Below are 14739 nucleotides of genomic sequence, written 5' to 3' on the forward strand. Positions count from 1 at the left end.
CCATGCGTCTCCCCGCCGAGATCGTCGGACGACTCCGCCGCCGCCTCGAGGGCGCCGCCGTCTGTGTCACCGGCGGCGCCGGATTCATCGGCGGCCACCTCCTGGATGCCCTCCTTTCGGTCGGCGCCACGGTGACCGTCCTCGACGACCTCTCCAACTCGACCGCGGAGCACGTCGCCGAACTCATCGACCTCGACCCCGACCGCGTCCGCTTCGTCCACGGCTCGGTGCTCGACGATGAAGCCGTGGAGGAAGCCCTCGCCGGCGGCGCCGGGCGAACAGCCGCCGCCGTGGTGTTCCACCTCGCCGCGGTCGGGTCCGTGCAGAAGTCAATCGAGAACCCCCAGCGGGCCTGGAGCGTCAATGCTACGGGCACCGTGCGTGTCCTCGAGGCCGCTCGCCGCCTCGGTGTCCGGCGATTTGTGAACGCCGCCTCCAGCTCCGCGTACGGCGGCGTCGCCTCGGACGCCCCCGCCAACGAGCGGCCCCACGCCCGTACCGAGCACGAGTCCCCTTCGCCTCTCTCCCCGTACGCGGCCAGCAAGGTCGCCGCGGAGACCGCCGTGCAGGCGTGGTCGAGGTCGTTTGGTCTCTCCGGCGTCAGCCTTCGGTACTTTAATATCTTCGGGCCGCGCCAGCCCAGCGATTCCGGGTACGCCGCCGTCATCCCGGCGTTCGCCAGGCGGCTGCTCGCCGGCGAGCCGGTCAGCATCCAGGGCGACGGCGCCCAGTCCCGCGACTTCACTTATGTCGCCAACGCCGTCCTCGCCACACTCCTGGCCGGAGCCAGTGAGCGGGAGTTCCACGGCGAGGTCGTCAACATCGGCACCGCCACTCGCACCACCGTGCTCGAACTGGCGAGGAAGATGGCCGAGCTCTGCGGCGTGCCCCACCTCGAACCCCGCTTTGAGGCGGCGAGGACCGGCGACGTCCGCCATTCGCTGGCCGATGTCTCCCGCGCCCGAGACCTGCTCGGCTACGAGCCCGCGGTCGGGTTCGCCGAGGGTCTGGGCGAGACAGTCGCATGGTACCGCTCCGTCTTTGCGGGTGCCTCCGACGCGTAGCTTCTCCCGTCGTGCCCCCGCCGTATCCCCCCAGTATCATGGTCCCATGCGCTGGACCCTCGACACCATCGGCGGCCTCTATCAACTGTTGCGGCTTGCCGTGATGACCCGATTCGACTTCCGGGGTGACTACTGGACTTGGCGGCTCCAGACCGCCTTCGGGAAGGGGTATCCGGCCACGAGAGCCGAAACGATCAAGGCAGTACTCGACTACGCTCGCTGGGTCCACCGGATGCGGCGGGATTCGATCTAGGTCCTCAGGAGTGTCACCAATGGCCGGTGAAAACGGAAAAACCAGCGGATTCGGCATGTTTGTCGGCGGACTTGTCGTGGGGATTATCGTCGGCGGCCTCGCCGGTGCCTACCTCCCGACCGTGCTGTCGACCCCGACCACGCTCCCGGAGGCCAACCCCTCGACTGCTCGGGGCGCCGGCCACGACGCCGAACAGGCCCGGGCAAAGGCCGAGCAGGAGGCGAGACTCAAGGCACTTGAAGAAGAAGCGATGAAGAAACTTGAGGAGGCCAAGAAGGCCGATCCCACCGGCCACGAGACCCCGCCGGCCCCGCCCACCGGCTCGCCACCGCCCCCCAGGCCCTAGGCCCATGCCTCCTCCAGCCCAGAGCGTCATCGAACCGAAACCGGGCGATCGCCTCGGTCTCTTGGTGCGCCAGCACGCCGAAACCGCGCGCCTGATGGGCGTCGACTTTGTGCCCGCCTACCGCCGGTCCCCCGCGGCAGTCGCCGCGACACCCGCCGTGGCGCCCGAGCCGGCCACGGTCCAGCCCGCCGCCGCTCCCCAGGCTCCGGTACCCGCCACGTCGCCGCCGCCCGTTGCGACAGCCACAACCGCGGCGTCCCGCCGCGACCGCGCCGACAACCAGCGCCGCCTTGACGAGCTGCGCGAGCGTTACGAGCGCGAAGCGCCGCATAAGCAGTTTGTGACCGCATTTACAAAGATCGTCTTCGGGGAAGGCGACGCCGCCGCCCGTCTCATGTTCATCGGCGAGGCCCCCGGCGCGGAAGAGGACAAAACCGGCCGGCCCTTCGTCGGCCGGGCTGGCCAGTTGCTCGACAAGATGATCGAGGCCATGGGCCTTCGCCGCGAGGATGTCTACATCGCCAACGTGCTCAAGACCCGCCCCCCGAACAACGCCACGCCCACCACCGAGGAGTGCGCCAAGTGCGCGCCGTTCCTCTTCCAGCAGGTCGAGATCATCCGCCCGGAGGTCATCGTGACCCTCGGACTCCCGGCGACACGGACCGTGCTGAACTCCGATGAGACGATGAGCCGGCTTCGTGGCCGGTGGGGGGCATTCCGGCTCAGCCGATCCGGCTTGCCCGGGCTTGATCCCGCGGCAGCCATCCCGGTCATGCCCACGTACCACCCGGCGTTCCTGCTCCGGTCCTACACCCGGGAAAACCGCGAAAAAGTCTGGTCCGATCTGCAGCAGGCCCGGGATCGGCTCGGCCAGAATCCCAACTAGGGGAGGCAACCCCCCTCCCAGGCGTCCCAGAGAAAATCTGGGAAGACTCGGAACCTTCGGACAGCCGCCGGAGAATAACTCCATGACCGCGGGCGACCCCTTGCCCAGGTTTCCATCCAGACCCCCACGAGACCCGGCGCCTGGCTTCGTGCTTGGCGCTGGGTTTGTTTTTGGACCCTGATCTAGTGCTTGGCCGGCGCCTCGCCACCATCGGCGCGGCCAAAGTTCAGCACCGTGTCAGGCGGAAGCCGGCGCACCCGAGTCGCCTCAAATCGAGTCCGCGGCGTGTAGGTGACCACAAACGTCACCTCCACGACGTCACCCACCGCGACGTCAGCGACCGACACCCCCGACCCAAGCGGGAACGGCATGACCATCGACGACATCCCGAGTTTCCCCGTCCGCCCGACAAACTCGGGGATCGCCTCGTGGTGCACCTCGAACTCGCTGTCCGCGACGCCCGCGACCGGGAGCGACTCCACTCGTCCGCGGACCACATAGGTCCGGGCATCCGAGGCGTCCTTGGCAGCCGGCGCTGGAGCCGGCTGCTTCTCGCAGCCCGACAGCATCCCCCCGGCAAGCAGCAGGCACGTACACAACCGTCCCACGGCCCGCCCGAGGAACTGGCTTCGATTCTCACTCATGATGTACCCCCGAAACGAACGCGCCGCGTATCCGTCAGGCCGGCTGGACTTCCATGTAGTCCTTGACCGCCGCGAAATCGGAGGCGAGATCGGGCGTGTAGGTCATCGTCCACTGGGCGCCCTTGGTCACCCGGGCAATCTTGCCGCAGGTAGCCCGCTTGACCCAGTCGCGATTGCCGCGGTTGTAGATCACCATGTCCTGCCGGCGCGTCCGCTGCGCCTTGCGCAGGCCGCGAGAGATCGCCGGGTCCTTCCGCATGAGCCGCAGCAGCGTCTGCTCGCGGTCGACGACGCGCGGAGCCTTGGTGATCGTGCAGCGGATGGACTGGCCGGTCTTGAGTTGGGTCATGGCAGAACCTCAGAATCGCAAAGGGCCGAAGGATAGGCGGGCGGTTTCACTCGGAACAGTCTCGGCGGTTGATGGCGCCCCGTCGCCGCCCGAATCCGCCCGGATTGTGCGTCGCCGCGGCGTCGGTGCCCCGCGCCCACCCTACCATCGCGAACCATGAGCGAAACTGCACCCAACGGCGGCCAAGGTGCCCAGCCGGTGTTCAACCCTTCCGCACCCCATCAGAACCAGCCCAAACTGCGGGCGGTCCGGGCTTTCGGTGTTCAGGCCGAGGAGCAGGGGACCGGCCGGAAGATCCCGATGATGGGCGTTTCAGACGCCAGACAGATCTCGGACAAAGTTGTCTTTACGACCCCCGGCGCCCAACTCATCCTTCCCAAAATGGATGGGGCGCACACCCTTGATCAGATTGTTGCTGAGGTTGGCCAGGGCCTGACCCGACCCATTGTGGAGCAACTGGTCGCCCAGTTGGACGATGCCGGGCTGCTCGACGGCCCCGTCTTTGAGGGGATGCTCAAGACGATGCGGGAGGAGTACGACGGCCTCTCCGTGCTTCCCCCAGCAACAACCGCCGCGTTCGCGGATGCGCTGGTGATGCAGAGCGTCGGGAAGGACGCAACCGAGGCCGACAAGACAGAGCAAGGGCCCCGGCTGCTCCGGCAGGCCCTTGATCAGTTCATCGCGACGGCCCTCAAGGACGCCGCGAATCCCAGCTTTGAGTCGCTGCCGAAGGCGATTGTGGCGCCCCACCTTGATTACCCGCGAGGCTGGTTCAACTACGGGGCGGTCTACGGACGGCTCCGGGTGGTCGACCGCCCCGACCGGGTCGTGATCCTCGGCACCAACCACTTTGGCCTGAGCACGGGGGTGACGGCCTGCGACAAGGGCTTCTCGACGCCCCTCGGGACCTGCGAACTCGATGAACCGCTGCTGAAGGCCCTGGTCTCTCGACTCGGCGACGGCCTCCTGGCCAACCGTTACGACCATGAACGCGAGCATTCGATCGAGTTGCATGTGCCGTGGATCCAGCATGTCTTTGGCGGTGGCGGGCCCGGTGGAGAGGGAGGGGCTGGGGAATATCCCACGGTGCTGGGGGTGCTGGTCCACGATCCGGCTGTTAACAATGGTGAGTCCTACGACGGGAATGGAATCGCCGTGCAGCCATTCGCAGAGGCCCTGCGGGCGGCGATCGCGGAACTCCCAGGGAAAACCCTCATCGTCTCGTCGGCCGACCTGAGCCACGTTGGCCCTGGTTTCGGGGACCAGGTCGCACTGGCCGGCGAGGCCAAGGAGGCCGTCGACTTCCGCAACAAGGTCGTGGCGCACGACCGCGAGATGCTCGACCTGGTTGTCAAGAAGAAGCCCGGTGACCTCATCTCCGCCATGGCGTGGCAGCAGAATCCCACCCGATGGTGCTCCACGGGGAACCTCGTCGCCACTCTCCTGACGGTCGCGCCGGAACGCGTGGACCTGCTGAACTACGGCGGGGCCATGGACCAGCAGGGGATGCAGATGGTGACCAGCGCCGCGATTGCAATGTACTAGCTGCCGCGGCCGAGGAGGTTTGCGATGACCTTCGCGGAGGTGGCCACGCTTGCCATGGTGCCCCTCGGCGCCGCCGTCGCGCTCGGGGGGAGTTGGGTGTTGTGGAAGAAGAGACTGGGCCCCCGGGGTGCGGCGTGCTCCGAGCCGACCCGCCTGAGCCTCGGTGTCGTGGGCCTGTTGCTTGGATACCAGTTGGTCGTCTGGGGGCTGGCGCCATTCGTCACCACGCCGGTCGCGATCCCCGTGGAGTACTGGGGTTGGGTGGTCGGAATCGCGCTCGTGTGGGTCACGGGCTCGCTCTGGCTTGAGGCGGTTGACCGGCGGCGGGGTTGACGCGGCGGCCTCGGGATGGTCGAATGCGGCCCCTGCCGACCGCCGGCGGGCCGTCACCGGTGTGTCACGGCCGCTCGCGGCGGCGAAACCCGGCCCCCGGCGGGCACGTATCAAGCCTGTGTGCACGGGCCTAGCGTGTGGTGCGGGGAACCGGGGGCGGGGTTCACGCGGCCGGCCAAGCCTTCGGTGGCAAGCGGGTGACGCCGGTGGCGCGTGCGTGGCTTCGGAGGGATTGCGGGGCGGGGATGGGAACGGGCGGTGGAGGGGTTGAGGGCCCGACCGATGGCGGCATCAAACGTCTGCTGGGGTATTGAACTCGGCGCGGGCGCGCTCAAGGCGCTCAAGCTGTTGCGCGTGGGCGACGGGGTGGAGGTCCAGGAGTGGGTGGAGATCCCGCACAAACGGGTGCTCTCGGCGCCGGACCTGGATGTGACCGAGGCCAACCGGCTCGCGATCAGCACGCTGACGAGCCAGCACGACCTGACCGGGGCCACGATCGCCGTAAGCGTGCCCGGCCACTCCGCGTTCGCCCGGTTCGCCAAGCTCCCGCCGGTCGATCCGAAGAAGATCAAGGACATCGTCAAGTTCGAGGCGATGCAGCAGATCCCCTTCCCGCTCGAAGAAGTCGAGTGGGACTACCAGACGTTCGTCAGCAAGGACTCCCCCGACGTCGAGGTGGGCATCTTCGCGATGACACGCGAGCGCGTGATGGAGCGGCTGAGCCTCTGGGCCGAGGCGGGGATCACCCCCGACATCGTGACGCTCAGCCCTGTCGCCGTGTACAACGCGGTCGCCTTCGACCAGGCCTTCAGCGAGAAGACCCCGGGCACCGTCATCCTCGACGTGGGCACGACCAGCACCGACCTGATCGTCGCCGAGCCGGGCCGCATGTGGATCCGCACGTTCCCGATCGGCGGCCACCAGTTCACCGAGGCGCTCGTGAGCGCCTTCAAACTCAGCTACCTCAAGGCCGAGAAACTCAAGCGAGAGGCCGAGGCGAGCAAACACGCCCGGCACGTGTTCCAGGCCATGCGGCCGGTCTTCGGCGACCTCGCCCAGGACGTGCAGCGATCGATCGGCTACTACCAATCGCTCCAGAAGGATGCCAACCTCACTCGCCTGATCGGCCTGGGAAGCACCTTCAGCCTACCCGGCCTGCGGAAGTACCTCAGCCAGCAGCTCCAGATGGAAGTCGTCCGCCTGGAGAACTTCTCCAGGTTGAAACTCGACGATGCCCGCGATATCGAGCTCCAGGCCGCCGCGAGCCGCATGTCGACCTGCTACGGCCTCGCCCTGCAGGGCCTGGGTCTGCAGACGTGCACGGCCAACCTCATGCCTGTGAAGGTCATTCGGGACGCGATGTGGAAGCGAAAGGTCAAGTGGTTCGGCCTCGCCGCGGGCCTCGCGGTGGTGGGCGGCGTCGCGTCGTTCGCCCGCTACTTCATGGACAAGCCGCAGGTCGACAACGCGGGCCGCTCGCAGCAGGTCGAGCAGGTCAAGAACGAGATCCGCGTGCTGAACGCCAAGTGGCAGGAGGCCACCAAGGACGCCAAGGACGATTTCCGCGCCGCCAACGCGGCCAACCTCCTCTCGCGGCGAGAGGTCTACGCCTACCTGCTTGATGACTTCGGGCAGATCATGGTCGACGCTCAGAAGAAGGCGATCGAGGGCGGCGCGAAGGAAGGATCCTCGCAGGCAGTCGGGTTCATCTTCCGCAGGTGGGACACCAACTACGGCGCCGGCCCGGGCGGCGGCGGGGGCATGGATTCGCCGATGGACGAGCGCAGCGGCCGCCGCGGCGGTCGCACGGCTGCGCCGCCTGCGTTCGATCAGCCGGCCGCGGCCCCTTCGCCGCGCATCGGCGTGACGCTCGAGGTCGAGACGACCCAGCCCAACCCGGACCGGTTTGTGCGCACGACCGTGGTGCAGTGGCTCGCCGATCACGCAGACGGCGCCGCGCGGGCGGGGGTGCCCTACACCTACGACGTCGGTTCCATCCTCATGACCAACAAGGGCCAGCGGCAGATCGCCGAGGCCGAGAAGCCCGCGGACGAGGGCGGCACACCCCAGCCTCAGCCGATGGGCGAGCGGCCCCCGGCGGGCCGGATCGGCGGCAAGGGCGCCGGTGGCGGCCAGCCGATAGGAGATGGCGTCGCGCCGTCGCGCCCCGGCGGTTCGGGCACAGTCGGCTCCGCCAACCTGGCCGGCGTTGCGCCGCTCCCCAAGGCCCCGCCGATCGCCGAGCCGGGCTCCACTGTCACCACGTATCAGGTCTACGTCGAGGCCATCCCGCGTGACCCCAACGCCGCGAAGACCGAGGCAAAGACGGAGGCCAACCCATGAACTCGTTCGTCGCCTGGCTCAAGACCAACTGGGTGATCGCGGTGCTCGCGGTCGTCGCCCTGGCGGTGCTCCCCGCGAGCATCTTCGTCTCCTCCGGCATGGACGCCACGCTGCGCGAGACCATGCAGAAAAAGGTGAGCGACGACTTCAACGCCGTCAGCAAGGACAAGCTCGAGTACGCGGTCAAGTCCCCTGTAGTGCCCGGCGAGAGCCTCATCAAGCACTCCGATGCGCCCAACGAGAAGCTGATCCAGTACTTCGCCGAGGCGCGAACGAGAACGTCGGCCGAGGCCGCCGAGGTCTGGTCGACCGCTGTCGAGTTCAACAAGAAGAACCACAGCGTCCTGATCGAGGGCGTCTTCCCGGCGCCGTCGGAACTCGACAAGCAGTCCAAGCCCGTCGAGTTCGCCAAGACGCTGGTGCGGACGATCGCCCCCGCGCTGCTCAAGGCCATCGATGCGGGCATGCCCCCCGACGGCGAGCGGCTCGCGGCGAGACTTAAGGATCAATACGATCGCCTGCACAATGCCCAGCTCGCCACGGCCGGCGGCCAGGAACTCAGCGAGCAGGCGAACAAGAAGATCGTCGACGAACTCGTTCAGCTCCGGCTTGGCGAATATCGCCGGCGGGCCTCCGAGATCCGCGTCTACGCCGACGCGGCCGTCTTCACCGACTTGCCCGCCACCGCCCCGACTTCCGCCCCGTCGCTCCGGCAGGCTTGGGAGTGGCAGGAGCAGATCTGGGCCCTCGAGGACCTCGTCGCGGCGATCGCCTCTGTCAACGACTCGGGGCGCGGGGCCACATCGGGCGTGCCCGGTTCCGTCATCAAGCGCATCATCAAGGCCACGGTCGGCCCTGTGGTCTCCGCCCAGGGCGGCGGCGATCCATCATTCCCCGGGGCCAGCGCCGCGCCGAAGTCCGACGGCATCACCAGCCTTCTCGTCCCCGATTTCGGCCAGTCGATCACCGGCCGGACCTCCGGCGTGGGTTCGGGCAACATGCTCTACGACGTGCGGTTCATCACGCTCAACGTTGTGACCTCGACGCGGCGCCTGCCGCAGTTCATCGATGCGCTGGCACAGACCAACTTCGCCGCCGTTGTCGGCTGCGAACTTAGAAGCGTCGATACCCACGCGGACCTCGAGCAGGGCTTCTACTACGGCGATGAGCATGTCGTCGAGGCCTCGCTCAAGATCGAGACCGTCTGGTTCCGCGACTGGACAACCGTGAACATGCCCGAGGAGATCCGCGTCGAGCGCACCGGCGTTTCCGCGGCCGACGCCACGATCTCGGCGCCGGTCGCTCCCCCGCCTCGGGCCGCGCCGCCCCCGCCCGATGAGGGCGGCGGCAAACGGGGCGGCCGGCGGGCTATCGACCTGCCGGACTGAGTCGACGTGGCGGGCCCGTCCCGACCTGGGGTGGGTGAGACGAGAACGAACGAATACGCCTGCCGCGGACGCGGCGGGAAACGAGGCGGATCATGGCACTCAAAGGCATCAACTCATTCGAGCAGCACGTCGAGAAGATCTTCGTCGCCGTGATCGGCGCCGCGGTGCTGGGCATCGTTGCCTGGCAGTTCGTCGGCCCGAAGAACACGGTGAAGGTCGGGCCCAAGGACCTCTCGTATGACCTGGCCTACCCGGAGATCGAGCGCAAGGCGCGCGAGGTCCAGGGGAAGATGCAGCAGACCGAGGTCAATCCCCCCGCGGTTCCCGCCGTCGAGCAGTTCGCCGCGTTCACCACGAAGTACAGGGCGCCGGTCGCCGTCCAGCCGCGGCTGGCTTGGGGCGGCGATGTCCGCGGCGCCCGGATCGAAGATGCGCCGACGACCGGGATCGGCGAGGGCCAGAGCGTCGCGCTGACCATCCCCGCCCCCGCGTCGCCGGTGGCGATGGTCTACATGGCCACCATCAGCCCGGGCGAGGCGACCGAGGCTCCGGAGCTGAAGAAGTACCTTCCGGCCGAACTGCCGTACGACAAGGCCGGCGTCTCCGTCGAGGCGACCTTCAGCGGCGTCGCGCTGCGCAAGGCGCTCGAGGCCGATCCGGACGGACCCGGCCCCGCCAAGCCAATCCCCGCATTCTGGTGGACCGGCGACAGCACGCAGATCCTCGGCATCCGACTCGAGCGGTCCGAGCGCCGGGTCGACGGCACGTGGAGCGACCCCGTGGTGGTCCCCGCCATGCCCGGCCGGCTCGACATCCTGGCCGAGATCGCCAAGGAGCCAGTCAACCCGAACTTGCTGCGAGACATGGTGAAGCTCGCGACGGAGTCGTCCACGCAGGTGCGACGGCCGCAGTACTACTCGATCATGTTCGGCGAGGACTGGACCCCCCCGACCGAGGCGGGCAAGGACGCCAAAGCCGGCAATCAGCAGGAGATCACGACCGAGAAGCGGAAGCTCGCCGATGTCGATGGCGCCATCGCTCGCCTGAAGGAGCAGGCCACCAAGGCCAGCGAGCAGAGCAAGAAGGCCATCGAAAAATCGCTTGCCCGCTACGAGGCCGACCGCCAGAAGATCGTCGAGCGCCTGGCCGAACTCGGTGAGCCGGTCGAGGGAGCCACCGCCGCCGCCGTGGCAGAGAAGCCCGAGGTTGTCGATGGCCCGCTGTTGCAGGCCGAGTCGGTGCGGGTCTGGAGCCACGACGTCACCGCCGAGCGCGGCAAGACGTACCGCTATCGCGTCATCCTCGCGCTGAGCAACCCGATCTACGGGCACGGGGCGGGCCTGAAGCCCGAGGAAGAGGAGAAGGCGAAGAATCCGATTGCCCTGAGCACCCCTTCGCCTTGGACCGCCCCCGTCAAGATCCCCGACGACTCGTACTACTTCATCACCAGTGCCCAGGATGGCGGGAATGCGCGGCAACTCGGCGGCGCCCGCGCCGCGGCGGAGCTGTACAAGTTCTTTGGCGGCTACTGGCGCAAGGGAACCATTAGCCTCGAGCCCGGCGATGCCATCGCGGGAACGGTGCGGGTGCCGGATCTTGATCGTCTCCTCGCGACGATCTCCGAGCCGGGTGACCCGAACATCGCCCCGCAGGCTGAGCGGCCTAGTGGCGGACGGCTGGCAGGCGGTGGCACCGCCCGCGGACCCGCAGCGAGTCCCCCGGCGGGTGGGGCGGCAGGGGGGGACAAGTCGGAGCCGATCCGGTTCAAGGAAGTGCCGGTCTCCCGGGATGCGTTCTTGCTGGACGTCGCGGCGATCCCGGCCGAGGGCCGGAACACGACCGGCGTGCAGTTTCAGGCCTACATCCGTGACCGTAATGGCAATATCAGCGTGCGGGTGCCTGATACCGACCGGTCAAGCCCGGAGTACCAGGCCATCTCCCACTCGGCGGCGAAGGGGGAGGAGGTTGTGCGGCCGAAGGAAGAGAAGAAGCCAGTGGTTCCCCAGACCCGGCCGGGGGAACAGCCGAATCCTGCGGGCGGCGGGGGTCGGGGAGGCGGCAAGAGTACGGGCGGCGGTTGAAAAGTGGAGACCCTGCGTGGATTGTGTCGGGAAAAGTCGGGATTATTGGGCAGATATGACCAACCCTTGACACCCGCCGGCACCTGCCTATGCTTCCCCTCGCGTCGCGAAATGACGCAGCCGATCCGGCTCCCGCCGGACCGGGGTCGAAACCGGGAAGATCCCGGCCAAGACAGGCCTCTTTGACAATCGGATACGGACAGGTGTTTGCCTCCGGCCGAATACGGCTCCAAGGGCGGTCGGTATCCCCGCCGCTCGTTGGGCGTCGTGGCCGGAGTGCTGCAAAGAAGAACACCGAATCGAGAGCGTCAAGCGAACAAATATATCGTGCTCATAGATTCGTGGAATCCCGAGGCCGGAAGGCAGCGGGGCGCACGGCTCAACGTCGAACGCGGCGTCGGGTTGATGTGATCAAGCCACGAAGGGCACACGGTGAATGTCTTGGCGTCCAGAGGCGATGAAAGACGTGGGAACCTGCGATAAGCCCAGGGGAGTTGGTAACCGAACTGTGATCCTGGGATCTCTGAATGGGGCAACCCACCCGCAAGGGTATCGTACGCTGAATGCATAGGCGTACGAAGCGAACGTAGCGAAGTGAAACATCTCAGTAGCTACAGGAAAGGAAAGCAAACGCGACTCCGTCAGTAGCGGCGAGCGAACGCGGATCAATCGGCGGAAGAACGAACCGGATGGAATACCGGGCCAAAGAAGGTGAAAGCCCTGTAGTCGGAAGCTGATCAGCCCTCGAGTAAACTCGGGCTCGTGGAACCCGGGTTGAAGATGGGGGGTCCACCCTCCAAGGCTAAGTACTACTGGACGACCGATAGCGAATCAGTAAGGCGACTGAATGATGAAAACCACCGCGATGAGCGGAATGAAAGAGCAGCTGAAACCGTGTGCTTACAAGCGGTCGGAGCCTCCTCGCAAGAGGGGTGACGGCGTGCTTTTTGCATAATGAGCCGGCGAGTTAGTCTGCACGGCGAGCCTAAGGCCCATCGGGCCGGAGGCGGAGCGAAAGCGAGTCTGAAACGGCGTTGAGTCGTGCGGGCTAGACGCGAAACCTTGTGATCTACCGTCGGTCAGACTGAAGGGCGGGTAATGCCGCCTGGAGGGTCGAACTCGTGACCGTTGAAAAGGTCTGGGATGAACTGACGGGAGGACTAAAAGTGTAATCAAACTGGGAGATAGCTCGTTCTCTCCGAAATAACTTTAGGGTTAGCCTCAGGGAGCAGATGTCGGGGGTAGAGCGACTGGATGAAATGATCGGCCTACCCGGCTAGACGTTTCAACCAAACTCCGAATACCGGCATCCAAGTCCTGGGAGATAGACGGCGAGTGACAATATCCGTCGTCAAAAGGAGAAAAATCCAGATCACCAGCTAAGGCCCCTAATCAGTGCTTAGTTCGAAAGGAAGTCAGACTGCAGTGACAGCCAGGATGTTGGCTTAGAAGCAGCCACCATTTAAAGAGTGCGTAATAGCTCACTGGTCGAGGAGTCTGGCGCCGATAATTATCGGGAATAAGCATTGAGCCGAAGCTGTGGGCTCGAAAGAGCGGTAGGAGAGCGTTCTTGTCAGCGGCGAAGCGGTCGGGGAACCGGTCGTGGAGCGATAAGAAGTGAATATGCCGGCTTAAGTAACGATAAAACAGGTGAAAATCCTGTTCGCCGTAAGCCTAAGGTTTCCTGGGGAAGGTAAATCCGCCCAGGGTTAGCCGGGGCCTAAGACGAGGCCGAAAGGCGTAGTCGATGGACATGGGGCTAATATTCCCCAGCCCTCGCAGAGATCAAATCGCGGTGCGGATTCGCAGAGTGCACGGGACTGTCAGACGTCCAGGCCCTTGTGGCCGAAGTGTGCAAAGCGGGTTCCTAGAAAAGCCGCGAGGGCAAAGCGAGGCCCGTACTAAAACTGACACAGGTAGGCGAGGCGAATAGCCTCAGGCGCTCGAGAGAACGGTCGTGAAGGAACTAGGCAAATTAACCCCGTAAGTTCGCGATAAGGGGGGCCTACCCCGCAAGGGGAGGCCGCAGAGAAAAGGCTCTGGGAACTGTTTATCAAAAACACAGCTCTGTGCTAACTCGCAAGAGGATGTATACAGAGTGACGCTTGCCCGATGCCGGAATGTCACGGGAGCGGGTCAGCCGCAAGGCGAAGCTCGCGACTCAAGCACCGGTGAATGGCGGCCGTAACTATGACGGTCCTAAGGTAGCGAAGTTCCTTGTCGGGTAAGTTCCGACGCGCATGAATAGCGTAATCACTGGAGCACTGTCTCCACGACCGACTCGGTGAAATAGTAGTGGCGGTGAAGATGCCGCCTACCCGCAGCAAGACGGAAAGACCCCGTGGACCTTCACTATAGGCATCCATTGGTCACGAGCATACACTGCGTAGCATAGGTGGGAGGCTTTGAAGTCCCTGTTTCGGCGGGGATGGAGCCACCAAGTGAAATACCACCCTGTGCACGTTTGTGACCTAACTTCGATTCCCGTGAATCCGGGCGAAGGACAGTGGGTGTTGGGTAGTTTGACTGGGGCGGTCTCCTCCAAAAAGGTAACGGAGGAGTGCAAAGTTCGGCTCAGCACGGATGGAAACCGTGCCTCGAGTGTAAGAGCACAAGCCGGATTTACTGCGAGACTGACGAGTCGAGCAGTTACGAAAGTAGGCTCTAATGATCCTGCGATCCCGTGTGGAAGGGTCGTAGCTCATCGGATAAAAGGTACCCCGGGGATAACAGGCTGATCGCGCCCGAGCGTCCATAGCGGCGGCGCGGTTTGGCACCTCGATGTCGGCTCATCACATCCTGGGACTGAAGGCGGCCCCAAGGGTTCGGCTGTTCGCCGATTAAAGTGGTACGCGAGCTGGGTTCAGACCGGCGTGAGCCAGGTCGGTCCCTATCTGCTGTGGGCGTTGCAAGTTTGAGAGGAGTCAACCTTAGTACGAGAGGATTGGGTTGGACGTACCCCTGGTGATCCAGTTGGGCCGCTAGGCCCACAGCTGGGTAGCTACGTACGGCAGGGATAACCGCTGAAAGCATCTAAGCGGGAAGCCCCCCTCAAGATGAGACTTGCTTGTCGAAAGACGTGAGACCCCTGGTAGACCACCAGGTTGATAGGCCGCGCGTGTAAGGGCTGTAAGGCCTTCAGCGGAGCGGTACTAACGGTCGAAGGCTTGATCACATCAACCGGACGCCGCGTCCTCTCGCCCCACTCGGGCGACGAGCGACGGGACGGCCCGGACGAGTCTCGAGCACGATTCATTGTGTTCGCCGCTCTCGATCGGTTTCTTCAAGGCACCTGTCCATCATCCGAGCATCATGCTCGGGGCTCCCGAAAGGGGGCTTCCGAGAGTTGTCGGTGACTACTGACCCAGGGTCACACCTGTTCCCATCCCGAACACAGCAGTTAAGCCTGGGTCGCCGATGATACTGCATCGCGGGAAAGTAGGTCGTCGCCGGCGTATGACCCCGTTCAGGTAAACCTGGGCGGGGTCTTTTGTTTTGCTCTTTGCC

At 65.4% G+C, this 14739-nt stretch carries 11 protein-coding genes and 2 rRNA genes; 11 read left to right on the forward strand and 2 right to left on the reverse strand.

The window, feature by feature from the left end:
* Positions 1 to 2: 2 nt before the first annotated feature.
* From KF745_14165 to KF745_14180, 4 genes are read left to right on the forward strand one after another with little or no spacing between them, the layout of a single operon-like run.
* Positions 3 to 1064: an NAD-dependent epimerase/dehydratase family protein gene (locus KF745_14165; GenBank protein MBX3359561.1), complete on the forward strand. Its 1062-nt coding sequence runs from the start codon at positions 3 to 5 to the stop codon at positions 1062 to 1064.
* A 46-nt stretch (positions 1065 to 1110) separates the two neighbouring features.
* Complete coding sequence (locus KF745_14170) at positions 1111 to 1317, forward strand: hypothetical protein (GenBank protein ID MBX3359562.1); 207 nt, start codon at positions 1111 to 1113, stop codon at positions 1315 to 1317.
* Positions 1318 to 1336: 19 nt separating this feature from the next.
* A complete protein-coding gene (locus tag KF745_14175) occupies positions 1337 to 1663 on the forward strand; it encodes a hypothetical protein (protein ID MBX3359563.1) in 327 nt (108 codons plus the stop codon).
* Positions 1664 to 1667: 4 nt separating this feature from the next.
* Positions 1668 to 2549, forward strand: a complete 882-nt coding sequence (locus KF745_14180; GenBank protein MBX3359564.1) for a uracil-DNA glycosylase — start codon at positions 1668 to 1670, stop codon at positions 2547 to 2549.
* Between the two features lie 182 nt (positions 2550 to 2731).
* Here KF745_14180 and KF745_14185 read toward each other — a convergent pair whose 3' ends face one another.
* Positions 2732 to 3193: a copper-binding protein gene (locus KF745_14185; GenBank protein MBX3359565.1), complete on the reverse strand. Its 462-nt coding sequence runs from the start codon at positions 3191 to 3193 to the stop codon at positions 2732 to 2734.
* A gap of 34 nt (positions 3194 to 3227) precedes the next feature.
* Positions 3228 to 3542 (reverse strand): hypothetical protein, encoded by a 315-nt coding sequence (locus KF745_14190; GenBank protein ID MBX3359566.1) that lies wholly within the window; start codon positions 3540 to 3542, stop codon positions 3228 to 3230.
* A 156-nt stretch (positions 3543 to 3698) separates the two neighbouring features.
* Here KF745_14190 and amrB point away from each other — a divergent pair, with 156 nt between their 5' ends.
* From amrB to rrf, 7 genes are all read left to right on the forward strand, one after another.
* Positions 3699 to 5087 (forward strand): AmmeMemoRadiSam system protein B, encoded by a 1389-nt coding sequence (gene amrB, locus KF745_14195; protein ID MBX3359567.1) that lies wholly within the window; start codon positions 3699 to 3701, stop codon positions 5085 to 5087.
* Between the two features lie 24 nt (positions 5088 to 5111).
* The gene (locus KF745_14200) at positions 5112 to 5420 is read left to right on the forward strand and encodes a hypothetical protein (GenBank protein ID MBX3359568.1); all 309 of its coding nucleotides are present in this window, start codon (positions 5112 to 5114) and stop codon (positions 5418 to 5420) included.
* 282 nt (positions 5421 to 5702) lie between these two features.
* On the forward strand, positions 5703 to 7763 hold the full coding sequence (gene pilM, locus KF745_14205) for a type IV pilus assembly protein PilM (GenBank protein MBX3359569.1): 2061 nt from the start codon (positions 5703 to 5705) through the stop codon (positions 7761 to 7763).
* Positions 7760 to 9151, forward strand: coding sequence for a hypothetical protein (locus KF745_14210; GenBank protein MBX3359570.1), 1392 nt, complete (start codon positions 7760 to 7762; stop codon positions 9149 to 9151). Before pilM ends, KF745_14210 begins: the two co-directional genes overlap by 4 nt.
* Before the next feature lie 92 nt (positions 9152 to 9243).
* The gene (locus KF745_14215; GenBank protein ID MBX3359571.1) at positions 9244 to 11232 is read left to right on the forward strand and encodes a hypothetical protein; all 1989 of its coding nucleotides are present in this window, start codon (positions 9244 to 9246) and stop codon (positions 11230 to 11232) included.
* Between the two features lie 409 nt (positions 11233 to 11641).
* Positions 11642 to 14407, forward strand: a 23S ribosomal RNA gene (locus tag KF745_14220).
* 173 nt (positions 14408 to 14580) lie between these two features.
* A 5S ribosomal RNA gene (rrf, locus tag KF745_14225) occupies positions 14581 to 14687 on the forward strand.
* The last annotated feature ends 52 nt before the right edge of the window (positions 14688 to 14739 follow it).

Source organism: Phycisphaeraceae bacterium, from assembly GCA_019636655.1.
Classification (GTDB): Bacteria; Planctomycetota; Phycisphaerae; order Phycisphaerales; family UBA1924; genus JAHBXB01.